Source organism: Aquirufa sp., assembly GCF_044239315.1.
Taxonomy (GTDB): domain Bacteria; phylum Bacteroidota; class Bacteroidia; order Cytophagales; family Spirosomataceae; genus Aquirufa.
This window is the reverse complement of the sequence record NZ_JBIIBQ010000018.1, coordinates 1-16,635: the sequence shown is the minus strand read 5'-3', so window position 1 is coordinate 16,635 and position 16,635 is coordinate 1. Positions and strand designations below refer to the sequence as shown.

At 42.4% G+C, this 16,635-nt stretch carries 6 protein-coding genes; 4 read left to right on the top strand and 2 right to left on the bottom strand.

Annotated elements, in window-relative coordinates:
- The first annotated feature begins 3 nt into the window (after nucleotides 1–3).
- Genes ACILP5_RS07755 through ACILP5_RS07740 form a run of 4 tightly spaced genes read left to right on the top strand, consistent with a single transcriptional unit; the run spans nucleotide 4 to nucleotide 8,312 of the window.
- Nucleotides 4–4,860, top strand: coding sequence for a tail fiber domain-containing protein (locus ACILP5_RS07755; RefSeq protein ID WP_395618089.1), 4,857 nt, complete (start codon nucleotides 4–6; stop codon nucleotides 4,858–4,860).
- Nucleotides 4,861–4,864: 4 nt separating this feature from the next.
- Nucleotides 4,865–6,250, top strand: a complete 1,386-nt coding sequence (locus ACILP5_RS07750; RefSeq protein ID WP_395618088.1) for a T9SS type A sorting domain-containing protein — start codon at nucleotides 4,865–4,867, stop codon at nucleotides 6,248–6,250.
- A gap of 5 nt (nucleotides 6,251–6,255) precedes the next feature.
- Nucleotides 6,256–6,981 (top strand): hypothetical protein, encoded by a 726-nt coding sequence (locus ACILP5_RS07745; RefSeq protein ID WP_395618087.1) that lies wholly within the window; start codon nucleotides 6,256–6,258, stop codon nucleotides 6,979–6,981.
- Nucleotides 6,982–6,983: 2 nt separating this feature from the next.
- Nucleotides 6,984–8,312, top strand: a complete 1,329-nt coding sequence (locus ACILP5_RS07740; protein WP_395618086.1) for a hypothetical protein — start codon at nucleotides 6,984–6,986, stop codon at nucleotides 8,310–8,312.
- Nucleotides 8,313–8,344: 32 nt separating this feature from the next.
- Here the strand turns inward: ACILP5_RS07740 and ACILP5_RS07735 are convergent, their stop codons facing one another.
- Both ACILP5_RS07735 and ACILP5_RS07730 read right to left on the bottom strand, forming a co-directional pair.
- A complete protein-coding gene (locus tag ACILP5_RS07735; RefSeq protein WP_395618085.1) occupies nucleotides 8,345–9,322 on the bottom strand; it encodes a type IX secretion system membrane protein PorP/SprF in 978 nt (325 codons plus the stop codon).
- 2 nt (nucleotides 9,323–9,324) lie between these two features.
- Nucleotides 9,325–16,629: a putative Ig domain-containing protein gene (locus tag ACILP5_RS07730; RefSeq protein WP_395618084.1), complete on the bottom strand. Its 7,305-nt coding sequence runs from the start codon at nucleotides 16,627–16,629 to the stop codon at nucleotides 9,325–9,327.
- Nucleotides 16,630–16,635: the final 6 nt, after the last annotated feature.

The following is a 16,635-nucleotide window of genomic DNA, read 5'->3' as shown; positions in this document are numbered from 1 at the left end:
CATATGAAAAGAGTCGTTTTATTTTTGATTTTTTGGATAGCATCGTTTGCTTTATTGTCCCAAAACAAAGGCTTCACCTACCAAGCCCTCATCGTCGATAATCTAGGGAAACCTATTGTGTCGAAGTCGGTCAAATTGAGGTTTGGCATTATTCCTACTTCAGCAACGGCTACGGCCATCTATGAGGAGGAGCATACGGTGACGACCTCAGAAACGGGTGAAATTAATGTGACAATTGGTAGCTCGAATACAGTACTAACGGGTACAAATTTGTCGGCTATTAATTGGAGCATTTATCCGATGTTTTTAGCGACCAAAGTCGATGTAGGTGAAGGTTTCAAATCTTTAGGCACATCTCAATTACAGGCGGTACCTTATGCGCTACATGCGGCGAATGGATTGAACTCACCTGCGGGAGTTAATAACGTGGCAATAGGGGCTGATGCTTTGAAAGATAACATAACAGGTAGCCGAAATGTGGCAGTGGGTGTGGGTTCACTTCAAGCTAATTTAGGTAGTGTAAATAACGCTGTTGGTTACTTAGCGCTAAACAAGAATACGACTGCCGCTGAAAATAATGCCTTTGGACATCAATCATTAGAACAGAATACGACAGGTACAGGAAATGCTGGTTTTGGTCATAATGTTATGCAAGCGAATCAGACAGGTAATTTTAATACTGCCATGGGATATGCTGCGTTAAAATCAAATTTAACAAGTAATAACTCAAGTTTTGGTGCTGGAAGCTTAATGCAGAATACAACAGGTACACAGAATTCCGCGTTCGGAGAGGAGGCTCTTACAGTAAATACCACGGGTAATAATGTAGCAGCTTTCGGTGCGGAGGCAGGTAAGGCTAACACCACGGGATCAAATAATACCTATGTAGGAGCGCTGGCCAATACCTCATCTGGAACCATTTCAAACTCTACCGCTATCGGTTTTAATGCACAAGTAACAGGTAGTAATCAAATTCAATTAGGTAATTCCTCCGTAACTGATGTGAAAACGAGTGGTGCTGTGACTGCGGCTGGATTTAAAGTTCCTAATGGTACCCCGGCTCAATATTTACGTGCAGATGGAACGGTAACTACTTCTGTTACAGCGGGTGTTCCATATTCAGGAGCTAGTCAGGCGACTGATTTAGGGCCTTATGATCTTAAGGTGAATGGGTTGACTGTGGGTGTGGGTTCTTCTACACTGACTTCAACGAACAATAACTTGGCTGTGGGGAAACAGGCGTTGCTTGCAAATACCACAGGAAATTCTAATTCTGCTTTTGGAAATACTGCATTAAAGAGTAATACGACTGGATCTTATAATACAGCAATAGGAAATAGTGCTTTAATGAACAATATAGTTGGTGAAGCAAATACAGCGGTAGGTTTTAATACATTAACTCAGGCAAAAAGTAGCCGAAATGTTGCTGTGGGTAATAATTCATTATCAACCACAACTACAGGGGAGAATAACACTGCAGTAGGTTTTAATAGTTTATTATTTAATACAACGGGATCATTTAACTCGGCAATTGGTGATGGTTCATTAATGAATAACACCATTGGAAGTTTTAATGCTAGTATTGGATATTTAAGTAGTTTTAATAACACGACAGGAAATGAAAACTCTGCATTTGGTAGCAGAGCGCTATACTCTAACACAACAGGATTAGAAAATGTGGCAATAGGGCCTTCAGCATTATATTCAAATACTACTGCAAGTTCAAATGTGGCGATTGGTGCCGGTGCGTTGTATACAAATACTACTGGTACTAGAAATACGGCGATTGGTATTACATCTTTACGTTATAGTCAAACCGCATCATATAATACGGCGCTAGGCTATGCGTCATTATATTTAAATACGACAGGAAGTGGAAATACAAGTATAGGTTATGAATCAAATTATTCGAATACTACAGGTGAAACTAATGTTTCAATTGGTCCATCTTCTTTGAGAGCAAATACTATTGGTTCGAATAATATCGCCATTGGAAATGGAGCGATGCAAAATAGTACCTCAGAATCTAACACAATCGCCATAGGGCCATTAGCTTTAAAGTCATTAACTACAGGAGATTATAATGTGGGTGTGGGTATTAGAGCCTTAGAATCCACTACGAGTGGATATACGAACGTGGCCATGGGCTATTTTAGTTTAATGTCGAATACGACGGGTTTTTATAACACTGGGGTAGGAGGAGCAACATTGAAGGATAATACGACCGGTTATAGGAATAATGCATTTGGTGATGGTGCTTTATGGAAGAATATCACGGGAAGTTATAATAATGCTTTTGGATGGAGAGCCTTGGTGGAAAATCTCACAGGATCGAATAATGTTGCAATTGGTGATGGTGCATTATACTTTAGTAAAGGAAACTCAAACTCGGTTGCTATTGGTAATTATTCCATGTATTATGCGGATGACAGAGTAACCGGTAGAATTGCTGGAAACACTGCTGTGGGATTTGAGTCTTTACGAGGTAGCACAACTCCGGGTAATAATACGGGAATGTTTAATTCCACTTTAGGTTATCAAACGCTTTTAAATAACACGACTGGTTCATATAATGCTAGCTTAGGTTATCAGGCGCTTTTTTCAAATACCGTTGGAACTGAGAATACAGCGATGGGTTATAGAGCGTTGTACTCATCTGTGGGAGCAATCATGAACACAGCCATTGGTAATGAGGCATTGCTAAACAATACAGCTTCTGCTAATACCGCAGTGGGTTTTAGAGCCTTAAGAGCAAATACAAGTGGAATTAATTTAGTTGCAGTGGGATCTGGAGCACTATATTTGAATACATCAGGAAATAAGAATGTTGCATTAGGCCAAAATGCCTTATTTAATAATACATCGGGGTCAAGCAATATTAGTATAAATATTGGATCGCTAGCAGATAATTTAACAGGCAATAACAATATAGCCATTGGCGAATCGAGCTTATTTACAAATGTTGGAAATAGTGGTTCAATTGCTATTGGAATTAGTGCAATGCAGTTTGCAGACAATAGATCTACGGGAAGAATAACAGCGAATACCGCTATTGGATTTGAGTCTTTAAAAGGTAGTTCAACTGCTGTGAATAATTCTGGGCGATATAATACCTCAATAGGTTATCAAACTTTATTAAGCAATACAACCGGTAACGATAATACAGCAGTGGGAGCATGGGCATTGGATGTAAATACGACGGGTAGTAGTAACTCAGCTTTTGGTAAAAATACCTTACAAGCTAGTACTACTGGTATTCATAATACAGCATTAGGAACTGAAGCGTTATTTACATCTACAACAGCAAATTACAATACAGCTGTAGGTTCCTTTGCCTTAAGATCCACAACAACTGGTTCTGATAATGTTTCCGTAGGTTATGCTTCGATGTATTCGAATACAACTGGAACTCAAAATAACGCAGTGGGTTTTGGAGCATTAGCGGCAAATACGACTGGTAGTAGAAATAGTTCTTTAGGTTGGTATTCATTAAATGCCAATACAACGGGAGGTGATAATGTGGCTATCGGACAAGATGCTTTGATGTTAAACACAACAGGATCAGGTAATATTGCAATTGGTACAGATGCCTTAAATGCCAATACCACTTTGGGTAGTTTAGTAGCCGTGGGTACGCGTGCATTAATGAGCGTTACCACTGGTTTTTCTAATACAGCAATTGGAAATGAGGCACTGAAAGCTACAACAACTGGCGATAGAAATACAGCTTTGGGTAGTTCAGTCATGGTAGCAAACACTACCGGAGCATATAATACGGCGGTAGGTAATGAAGCATTAAAAGCAAATACGTCTGGCGGTAGAAATACAACAGTAGGTATGAATTCCATGTTAAGAAATACAACAGGAGGGAATAATGCAGTTCTTGGATTCTATGCCTTGAAAGAAAATACTACTGGTAGTGCAAACGTAGCAGTGGGTGATGAGTCCCTATCGGCGAATACAACTGGTTTTGGTAACGTAGCTTTAGGAACTCAAACACTTTTGGCAAATACCACGGGAGTAGTCAATGTAGCTTTAGGTAATCAATCGATGTTATCCAATACTGCTTCGAGTAGTAATGTTGCTATAGGACATCAAGCCATGAAAAACTTTAATTCGATAGGCTCAGGATATAATAGTGGGATCGGAGAAGGCTCTTTAATTGCTTTAACTATTGGGCATAGTAATGATGGTCAGGGGGTTTATACTTTACAAAATTTAACGACTGGAACTAACAATATTGCGATGGGTAGAGGTGCGGGTACCACACTAATTTCAGGTTCGAGTAATGTATTCTTGGGTGCGTATAGTGATGCTGCATCTTCAGCGATTATTAACTCAGTAGCCATCGGCGCTTCTTCCTCCGTTTCTTCTTCTAACACCGTGTCTTTAGGCTCGTCAACTACGACGAAGTTTGTGTTTGGAATTCCTACGACGACGAACTCAGGCTATGCCTTGCAGGTGGGAAGTACAACCTCGAATGGTAATGGGGCGTATTTAACGAATGGCGGTACCTGGACGGATGCTTCTAGCCGCGAGTTTAAGGAGAATTTTGAGGATATTAATGAAGAGGAGCTTCTCTCAAAAGTAGAAAAATTAGATATCAAAAAGTGGAACTACAAGGGCACGGACGAAGTGCACATAGGGCCGATTGCTGAGGATTTCAAAGCGCTTTTTGAATTAGGGGTGAAAGATGATAACCAGCATATTTCCACGTTAGATGGTAACGGTATTGCCTTGAAGTCTGTCCAAATTTTGAACAAAAAAGTAGGCGAGAAAGAGAAGCAAATCGACGAGTTAAAAGAACGAATTAGAAAGTTAGAGTCCTTAGTTGAAACGTTATTGGAGTCTAAAAAATAAGCATATGAGAAAACTATTTAAACTATTCTTACTGCTGATTTTACTGCCCGGGGCCAGCTATGGCCAGAGTATTAAAAAACAGGTGATTGCTGTGGGGGAGACGCCCACCAGCGAGAATAAGACACTGAAATCAACCATTGGGCAAACGGCTGCTGGAAACTTTCAAGCGGAAGGTTTCCGAGTGAAGGTGGGATACCGGGTTTTGGCACCTGTCATTCCTCTGGTTACTCTTTCGACTAGCACAACTACGGTGGAAGAAGGTAAAACGATGACATTCAAAGTTTCGCTAGATAAGCCTAGCTATGAGAATGTGACGGTGGATTTATTATTTGCCGGAACTTCTAAGATGCAGACCGATTACAACTGGTTATTAGGTGCGTCTTCTAATCCAGAGAGAATTACGATAGCTGCAGGAGACACGGTTTCTACACTCACATTAACGGCAGTCGATGATGCTTTAGTGGAAGGTAATGAAACGATTATCGTGTCCATTTCTGCTATTTCTAAAGCGGAGGCTGATCTAACCAAGACTTACACGGTTGACCTAGTAGACAATGACTTTAATGATACGGACGGTGATGGTCTAAAAGATAACGTAGATCAATGTCCTAACTCTAAACCAGGAGCAATCGTTAACGTGAACGGTTGTGAGATCTTTAATTTAGCGGCTGATAATTACCAAATTGCTGCCACTTCCGCTAGTTGCGTAGGCGCAGCCACTGGTTCTTACCGAGTTACGGTAGGAGATAAGACCTATGCCTATGTCGTGAAGACAACGGGTGCAGGTGGATTTACGAAAACGGAAACATTCGATGCTAAGAATGCGGCTTCATATAGTCTAACGGGATTAGCAAAAGGCGTTTACACTGTTTGCTTTACGATTGCGGCACAACCTGGTTATGAGCAATGCTTTGACCTGACTGTAAGTGAACCAGCGGCCTTGAAGACAACAAGTCTGTTAGATCCGAATACCAACGTATTGAAACTAGACCTTTCTGGATCCGATAAATACATCGTTACGATTAATGGGGTTTCAGAAACGGTGAAAACATCGAGCTTTAGCAAGCAATTAGGCACTGGTTTGAATACGGTAACGGTCAGCACAGATTTAGGATGTCAAGGACTTATCACGGAAGAGATCTTCATTTCGGAGGAGGTATTGACTTACCCTAACCCGACTACTGGAATGGTTCATTTGTATATTCCAGGAACAGATTCACAGGTTCAAGTTTCACTTAATTCGATGAATGCAACTTTCATGAATGAGACCAAAGAAGTGAAAGCGAACCGGGAGGTAGATGTCGATTTATCCCACATGCCAGCTGGATCTTATGTGATCCAAGTGCTTGGTAATCATGTACGTAAAACGATGAAAATTGTTAAACAATAAGAAAGATGAAAAGGTATTTTATATATTTACTGATTATTAGTGGTTTGGTTTCATGTGCGCAGCCTGTTGATCCCGCCCCTACACCTACGCCACCGACACCCCCTACGCCTACGGTGAATAACCCAGGAGTATCGGCTTTAAGTAGTCCTGTAAAAAACAAGACTTGCGAGGATGGGGTAAGTTTAACAGCTAGCACGGCAGAAGTTACCTTCACTTGGGCTGCCTCTACTAATACTGAGTCGTATGACTTAGTCATTACGGATTTAAACACGAATGTGGCTACTACCCTAACGGGTATAACCGCAACGACTAGAAAAGTTACCTTGACGAAGGCAGTGCCTTATTCTTGGAGAGTTATTTCTAAGTCAACTAAGACGACTAATACATCGACTAGCGAGACTTGGAATTTTTATTTAGCTGGTGAGGGAATAAGTAATTTTGCTCCATTCCCAGCGACAATTTTGTCACCTAAGACAGCTGTAGTAAGTCCTACAAATGGAAAGGTGACTTTAAGTTGGAACGGCGTAGATCCAGAGAATGATGCGTTAGTGTATACTGTTTTTATTGATAAAGTAGATGGTAAGCAAGAGCCACCAGCGGCACAAAAAAATATTACAGCTAAGGCGATTGACGTCTCAGTAGAAGTGGGGCAAGTTTATTATTGGCGAATAAAAACTTCAGATGCTCAAAACTCGTCATACACGATAGTGTATCAATTTAAAGTTCAATAATTATGAAAAAGTACCTTGTTCTATTTTTTGCCTCGATTACATTGCTAGCTAGCTGTAAAATAGAGGATTTATTAAATCCGGCAGTGATTGTGACACAACCGGCCATGGACATCACGGGTACTACGGCAGTGTTACATGGTGACTTAGTCAGTTTATCTACGACAGGTACGGGCACAGCAAATGCTGAAAGAGGATTCATTTATACGAATCTGAGTATGACGCCTACTTTGCAGGATAATAAAATAGCCGTAGGTTCTGGATTAGGAAAATACAGTTATCTATTGCAAAATTTAAAGCCAAATACGACCTATTATTTCATGGCCTATAGTTTGAACTCTAGTAACTCCCCTTCTTTTGGGATGGTGCAATCCTTTAAGACAACAGATCTTAAGGTGCCTACCGCTACTAAAGTGGATGTCAGTAAACTAGGTTTAACTTCTGCGACTTTCACTTCCTCCATCAGCGATGATGGTGGCGCAGCCATTACAGAACGTGGCTTTGTTTATGCGACAACGGCTAATCCTACTACCGCGAAAACTAAAGTGACGTCGGGTTCTGGAAAGGGAGATTTTACCGCTACAGTAACAAACTTAGTCAAAGCGACCACCTATTACATTCGATCGTATGCGATAAATTCGAAAGGAATATCTTACGGAATAGAGAGCAGTTTTACGACGCCTAATAACTATGCTTTGACCACTACATTTACAGATGTGGCATCGAAGCCGTCGCCTTTGTTAGTAGGTGCGAAATTAACTGGCGCAGGAACTTCACCGGTGAAAGAATATGGTGTATTGTATGGTCTTTCCCAAAATCTAACTGCTGCAAACTCCACGAATGTGAATACCAATGCTCCAGGCACAGGATTCCATGCGTCGAATGAAGGAGGATTTTTAACTCCATCGTTGAATAATGCGAAGATCACATCACCCGTTAAGACGGATGGATCTTTCGAAGTGATTATTCGTAATTTGTTAGGGGCAAAAGTGTATTATGCTAGAGCCTATGTTATTTTAGAGAGTAATGAGGTGATTTATGGAAATATCGTGACGATTCCAGCTCGTACGTATGTGAGAGACCCAGCTGCTTTTGACGTTGCAAATGTATATTATAAGTCTGCATATACTTTATTTGATATGCTGACGGACGAGGTGATTACACCTAATATTTCAGGAACGTTTGATATTTGGTATTCTTCTAACGAGGATCCGAAACCTTATTCGAGGACTTTTACGAAAGCGCAAATGACTAGCTTCTTGTTTTATAAGTTCAAGAATAAAGAAAACTGCCAGAGATGGTGTGATCTGAAAACCGGCGTTATTAAGCCATAAAAAAAGCCCCCTAGATTTAGGGGGCTTTTTTTTTATCTTCTATTGAAGATTTTTTTGATATTAAAGATATCTCCCATACTCTTTTTCTTTTTGTAATACGTAGGGCGATCATCCTTCACTATGCGGTATTTCAATACGATTTCGTGCGTTTGATTAGATACCTGATTAATTTCGGTAGTTGGCATCTCGTATAAGTAACCTAGGTAGATTTTGGGATTAAAATTAAACCCTAAGTTTGCACTGTAACTGTTCAGGCTACGGTAACCTAAACCAAATTCCACCAGCTTATTCATGGTCGCAGTGACGTTAACTTCCCATGAGTTAGGTACATCAGCTCCTAGACGAATTAAGGCGCTAGGATTCAAGGAAATAGCCTCATTTACGTCATACTTTCCACCCAAGATGGTATACAACATAGTCACGTCTTTGTGCGTGCCTTCATAGATACCATAGTCATTCCAAATCATGCGGGGTTGAGATATCCCAAAATACAGGGCATCGTTCTTTTTCGCAAAACGAAGTCCCCAACCAAAATTCGCCTTAATTCCAGTGGAGAAATTTTGGTTAAAGGAAGGGTCACTCATGTCTCTCAGACTTAATCCGGCAAAGTCCAAACTCAAGTTTGAAACACCGGCACGGATACCACCAGAGAAACCCCAGGTTTCATTTAATTTCACATGATAAGCAAAGTCTCCACTGACGTAGATGGACTTCACCGGCCCCGCTTGGTCATAGAGGAGGGTAAAGCCTGTACCTTTTTGCTTAAAGGTCTTGAAATTCCCAAAAACACCCACCGTCTTAGGGGCTCCCGCAATCTCCATCCATTGATTCCGGTGCGTTAAACTAAATTCGGAATTTTCAACTGCACCGTTAAATGCTGGATTAATTACTTGTGGATAAGCCCTAAATAGGGAGAATCCCGGATCTATTTGGGCAAAGGCCTGTTGACTAGTTACAAAAACGAGCAAGCAAAGGCTAAATATGCTGAATATAATGTTTGTCTTTTTCATGTCTATTGTCCTTTCAAGCGATTAATGTAAACGTAATTGGTAACCGTTGGTTTCTCACCAAAGAAGTCTAGGATGTAGTAATACGTCCCGTCAGGTAATAAGCCGTCGCCAGCTAATAAACTGCTTCCTTGATTCGATTGACCACCCCAGCTGTTATCATAGTTATCCATGACAAAGACGGTTTGTCCGTATCGATTTATGACCGTTAACCTATTAGGTGGATTCCGTTTTAAATCAAGATCATAGAACAGCATCAAGGTCTCGTTTAATCCATCCCCATTAGGTGAAATACCTTGGTAAGGGGTTGGATTACAAACATCCTTGTCAATTCTATTATCGATGCCATCTTCATCACAATCAGGACGTATGGTCTCCCGCTCATCTCGATCTGTGATTCCATCACCATCCGAATCATCATCTAAGATATCAGCCGTTCCATCTTTGTCCGTATCAACCGGTACATTGATATTAGCACCTATTTCCTCCCAATCTTTATAGCCATCATTATCTAGGTCAGATAACGAATCAATATCAATTACGATTCGAATCTTGGTCTTCGCGATAATGTCTCCTAATCTACCCGTTATCACATAGGTCGTGTCACGGCGTGGTAAGTACGGATTTCCTGAAATGATACCCGTTAAGGAGTCTAACACGATTCCTTTAGGAAGTGCAGGTGACACAGAGAAGCTAATTAACTTGCCTACGATCGTCGGTTCGAGCGGGTTAATTTCTACCCCTTGCTTGAATCGATTAGGTGTGTTATACGTAATCGTAGGTGGTACCACCTCGATTTCTAAGCTATCCGTTGCAGTTCCCACGCTATTAGTAGCTGTTACGACAAACGATGTTTTCGCTAAGGTATCTAACGGTGTTCCAGCTATCTCACCCGTTATTTCATCAAAGGTCATACCACGCGGTAAGGCAGGCTCGATACTGTATTTCCTCACGAAACCATTTACCGTAGGTAGGATAGAAGGTACCACAGCCACACCTTGAATGAAGGTATGTGGACTAGGATAGCTCAAGGAATCTGGGCTGACTGGTAGTATGACTTCGAGCAACAAGGTATCTGAAATAGATCCTTGTGCATTCATGGCCGTAATGACATATTCAGCTAATTCTGTGATATCCTCTGGTGTACCAGAGATCACACCCGTGAATCCATCGAAATTCAAGCCAGCTGGCAACGAAGGATTAATCGAGTACGACTTAACGAAACCTTTCACATTTGGAGTTAAAGGATTCATCTTCTCCCCGCGATTCAATGTACGCTTGATCTTCTTACCCGTATATCCAGGAACAGGAGGGTAGTACAAGGAGTCTGGCGGTCCAGGAGGTAGAATCGTTATCTCAATATCAGCCGAAACAGAACCAATGTTGTTTCTAGCCGTCACCGTGAAGGTCGATTTCTCAATTACACCAATAGGTGTACCAGAAATAATACCCGTAACTGCGTCGATATTAATTCCTGCTGGTAAACTAGGCTCTACGCTGTAAGCATAGACAGCCCCTTTCACTTTTGGAATTAATGGATTGATTTCTTCATCTTGTCCAAACACATTCGGTGTAGGATATGATAAGGAATCAGGAGCCACTGTCGCACTGTCTACAGAAATTTGTAGAGTGAATTGTGTAGATCCAGAATTATTAGTCGCTGTCACTTGGTAATCTGCCAGAGCAGAAACCGCTGTAGGTCTACCCGAGATGACACCCGTTACTGGATCTAGTGTCAATCCAGCCGGAAGCGCAGGGCTAACCGAGAAGGCTTCTACTGTACCTACGTAGGTAGGAGTAAGCGGAGTAATCTGTAAACCATGCGTGAATTGGTTAGGTGTAGGATATACCAGATCTTGCGGTGGTCCCATTGGAATCACTGTGATATCTAATGTTGTACTTACACTGCCAAAATCATTGCTAGCAATCACCTCATAACGAGTCGAATCACTTAAGCTAGTAGGCTTACCACTAATCACACCCGTAAACGGATCCATACTTAATCCGGCCGGTAAATTAGGACTGATGGTATACGAATCAGCTACCGCATCTTTTTCTAGCACCGTAGGGCTTAATGGCGTAATCGTAACACCTTTCGTCAAGACATTTGGCGTAGGATAGCTAATCGACTTAATTTTCTGTCCAGCGACCACCTGAATCGTAAAGCTTGCACTTACCTCATTCACGGCATTGCTAGCTGTTACGGTATACTTCGTGATAGGCATCACATTCACCGGGGTACCTGAAATAATACCCGAGCTAGGATCAAATACTAATCCCTGCGGTAATGCAGGCTTAATAGTATAGCTAGATACATCACCTCTCACGCTAGGCGTAATAGGAGTGATTAATTTGCCTTTGTTAAATGTATTAGGCGTGCGGTACGCTAAGCAGCATAAAGAATCTGGTGCAATTACCTCGATTTGGAGGGTAGCAGAAACTTTACCCGCTGGATTCTCCGCCGTAATCACAAAGCTTGCTAACGCGCTTGTATCAGCTGGAATTCCCGAGATAATACCCGTCGCAGGGTCTAACGAGATACCTGCTGGCAAGGCAGGAGTAACGATGAACGTTTTCACGAATCCTGAAACGATCGGTTTCAAGTCTACCATTTTAACCCCTTTCGTTAAGGTTACTTTAGTAGTTGAGTAAATTGGTAGTTGAGGTACTTGTAGTTGAGTAACCGCAATTACCACTTCACCTTTCGTACTACCCAGGTCATTCGTACCGATCACCTCATACGTGGTACGGTCACTAAGAACCGTAGGGGTACCTGTTATCTCACCCGTTGCTTGATTAAAGTTCAAGCCAGCTGGTAAGCTTGGAGAGATCGAGAAGGATCCTATGTAACCACTATAGGTAGGCTTTAAGGTATTGATAGGAACACCTTTAGCGAACGTATTCGGTGAGTTGTACACGATACAACAAGGTGCAGAGTTATCAACCTTAATTCGAAGCGAATCAATCACCACGCCTTGAGGACCCGTCGCATAGAATGTATACAACTTGAAGTCTTGTAGATCTTGTGGTTTACCACTGATGACACCGGTTTTTCTGTCCATTGTTAATCCGGCAGGTAAAGCTGGTGAAACGATGATGGAATCGATGATACCAGCCGTACGTGGGCTAAGCGGATTAATTAACTCACCTCGATTAAACGTTACGCTGGTAGGCGTATAGTCAAATTCGATAGGGCGGTTAATCACCGTAATGGCCACATTGGCAGAAGTACTACCGCTCACGTTCGTTGCCGTGAACACATAGATTGCGGAATCTTTCGCAATCGACGGTGTTCCAGTTACCCAGCCAGTCGAAGGATCTAAACTTAATCCTGCTGGAAGTTCAGGGGCTACCGTGAATAAGGAAACTCCGCCTTTCACTTTCGGCTTCATTGTTTCGATAGGGTCACCTACTATGAACGTATTTGGTGTAGGGTATTCAAGCGAATCCGGTTTAACAGGAGTTCGAACAGTAATCACCAATCGAGCCGTATCGCTTCCAGCCGCATTACGAGCGGTTATAATATAAGTTGCAATCGATTTTAGTGCCGAAGGCGTTCCACTGATAATACCAGTCGAAGGATCAATGCTTAATCCCGCAGGTAAACTTGGAGATACAATATAAGACGCTACATATCCATTTACATTAGGCTCTAAAGGCTTAATTTCAACCCTCAGGTCGTAAACCTGTGGTGATGGGTACGAGATGACTGGAGGACGTGGCGTTACCACTTCGATTTTAACCGAATCGGTTGCCACTCCATCGTTAGCGCTAATGAAGTAATCACTCAAGGCAGAGATCGCCGTAGGCGTGCCTGTAATTTCACCTGAGGTAGCATCAATCGATAATCCCGCTGGTAAACCAGGCGTGATAGAATATCCTGATACAAATCCACCCTCTACCACTGGTGCAACCGGAACGATTAGCTCGTTTTGATTGAAGCTTAATTTCTTAGGGTAGTTAATGGTCGGCGGATTATTTACCTCTAATTCAATCGTATCTCTAACAGAACCGGCAGAATTAGTCGCCACTACCACATACTTCGTCAGTAGAGATAGCTTCGTAGGAATACCGCGAATGATACCTGTAAATAAGTCAAGATCTAAACCAGTTGGTAATGATGGACTGATCGTGAACGATTTAGCAGTGTTTGCCTTCGGTTTAATTTCTACCTGCACCCCTTTGTAAGTAGTGATAGGAGAGTCATATAAATCTGATGGTGGAAGGGTTGCCACGCTATCTACTCGAATAGAGATATTCGTCGTTATCGAATTCACCGAATTGCTCGCTGTAACCGCATAACTATTTGCTGGGCTGTAGATAATAGGCGTACCACTGATGATACCTGTCAAAGGATCCATTTGCAATCCACTAGGCAAGGCCGGAGTCATCGTGAATGACGTTGCCGGTCCACCTACTACCGTTGGACTTACCGGTAGAATTCGTTCATTTCTTACGAATACTAAAGGACTAGGATACGTCACCGAATCAACCGGAGCAATCGCCGCTACCGTGATAGACAAGGTATCAGTAGTGCTACCATACGAATTTATACCCGTGATTACCGCGCTAGCAGCTGTCACCGGAGTCGTAGGCGTACCACTTATTTTACCCGTAGTAGAATCCAAACTCAATCCAGCTGGTAAGCCAGGTGCAGCGGTGAACTTAGCGATATAACCCGTATAGGTAGGGATAAGATCACTCATTTTAACCCCTTGCTTCAAGCTGATCGGCTTAGCGTATTTCAAGTTGCTAGGCGCAATTGAATCTACCACCGTAATGTTAATCGTACATTTACCCTCACCAGCTGAGTTGTAAGAGGTAACCACATAAGACTTCGCAGCGGATTTAACCGTAGGAGTTCCTGTGATGTCACCCGTTACTGGATCGATTGTTAAACCAGCAGGTAGGTTTGGACTTATCGTTACCTTATTTACTGCACCTTTAACGGTAGGTTTCCAGGTATTAATCTTCTCACCCACATTGAATGTTCTAGAAGTTACCTCATAACATAATTCTGGAGCAATCGGATTAGTCACCGAAATCAATAAAGTGAAGCTGGTACCTCCCGTTTCATTAGATGCCGTAATCACATAAGGTGATTCAGGACTGATAACACTAGGTTTACCCGTAATAATACCTGATTTAGGATCTAATACTAAGCCGGCAGGTAAAACAGGACTTACTTCGTATTTCTCCACAAAACCTTTCACCTTAGGTGATAATGGAATTATTTGTTCATTCACAATGAATGATTTAGGAGAAGCATAGCTCAAGCTATCTGGTGGGTTGATCGGGCTCACCGTAATAATCACCTTCGCCGTATCCGTACCAGCTGTATTAAGCGCTGTAATGGTATAGGTTGTTTTTACCGTGATGTAGCCAGCCACACCGGAAATCTTACCATTCACAGGATCTAGACTTAAACCGCCCGGAAGTGTAGTAGGAGAAGAAGTAGCTGATTGAACATTATCCCAAAGTGTAGGTAAAATACTTACCTTATCTCCCTTGAAGTAGTTGTATTCTTTCGTAGGGTATTCAATCGTAGGAGCAATACCCACTTCTAACACTTCGATAACAATGGTAGCGATATCAAAGCCGCTTTCATTAAATGCCTTCACCGTATAGGTGTTTGCAGGTGAAGCAGCCGTGGCAGTACCCGAAATCGTACCCGTTTTCGTATTGAATACTAATCCTTCAGGAAGGGCCTTGTCGATTGTTAATGAATCGATAGCACCACCCGTAGAAGTTAGTGGGAAAGTTCGCGCTTCATTCTTGTTAATTTTAACTAACGAAGGAACTAGGTAGGCGATTTCAGGCAATTTATCTTTCACCTGAATAGTGATCGTCGTCGAATCTGTACAAACACTATTGATGGCCTTAACAGTAAATGTTTTGGTTGCTAATTTTGCCAAAGCCTTTCCAGAAATCGTTCCATTCGCCGTGTTAAACGCCAATCCAGCCGGCAAGGCAGGACTAATGGTGAAGCTATTGATTACTCCGGTTTGCGAAGGAGTGATCGTGGTGTCTTTGGCAACCTCTAACACTAACGCATTCGGATTGTAATTCACATCCGGACAAGTCACCGTAGCCGTCACCTCGATCGTAATGACATCCGTATCTTCGCCAGACGAATTAATCGCTTTTACCGTGTAGGCAGTAGGCGCAGAAGTAGCTGACGGCGTACCTGTAATTGCCCCTGTTGTTGTATTCAATACAAGACCAGCTGGCAGCGTAGGGAAGATTGAAACAGTCACCGGTGCACCCGTTATAACTGGAGCGAATGCAGCGATAGGAGTATTTAGGCCAAAGGTTTTGTTCTTAGGCGTATACTCAATCGTAGGTGCTTTTGGATTAATCGTCATACTAAACGTACCCGTTGCACTACACGTTCCATTACCCGCCGTCATCACAAAGCTTGTCGTTGTTAGTATTCCAGTAGGAGTACCTGATATAGCTCCGCTAGACGGATTAAAGGTTAATCCAGCCGGAATCGCAGGGTTAAGACTAAATCCACTCACTACACCCGTTGTCGTCGGCGTAATCGCAGGATTGATCACAACACCCTGTGTTAATATAATAGCGCTAGGCGATACACTAACAGTCACCGGACAAATATCCGCTGAGACCTCTAAAGTCACTTGAGTTGTTGCCGTTCCTCCAGCATTCGACACGTTAATCGTATAAGCACGCGGCGCCGAAACCTGTGTAGGTGTACCTTTAATCACACCTAAGGAATCAATGCGGAGGCCTTCTGGCAACGCAGCCGGGATGGTCGTCACTGACGTGAACGGAGCTCCCGTCACAATAGGAGTATATGAACCAAACAGATCTTTACCAAACACCTTATTCGTAGGGTTGTATACAATCGTAGGTGCCTTCTGTGTCACAGTGATGGATATGCGCGCGGTGTCTGAGCCAGCCGTATTGCTAGCTGTGACGATGTAATCACGCTTCGTCATAATAGCCGTAGGCTTACCTGTGATGATACCTGTCAAAGGATCTATTACAAGACCTGCTGGTAAGGCTGGTGTAACAGTAACGGAATTAATTACATCGGTTGTGATAGGAATCCAAGGTGTAATTACGCTATCAACAGGGAACGATTTAATGTTCGCCGGTTGATATGTGATGGTAGGACGCGATGGTTCTACTATTGAAATTGTGATGATATCTGTACCAGTTCCACCAGCATTAGTAGCCGTAACCGTGTAAGCACGAGGAGCCGAAGTAGCTGTTGCAGTACCCGAGATCGCACCCGTTACTGGATCAATTACTAGACCAACAGGTAATGCAGGAGAGATCGTCACTGTTAC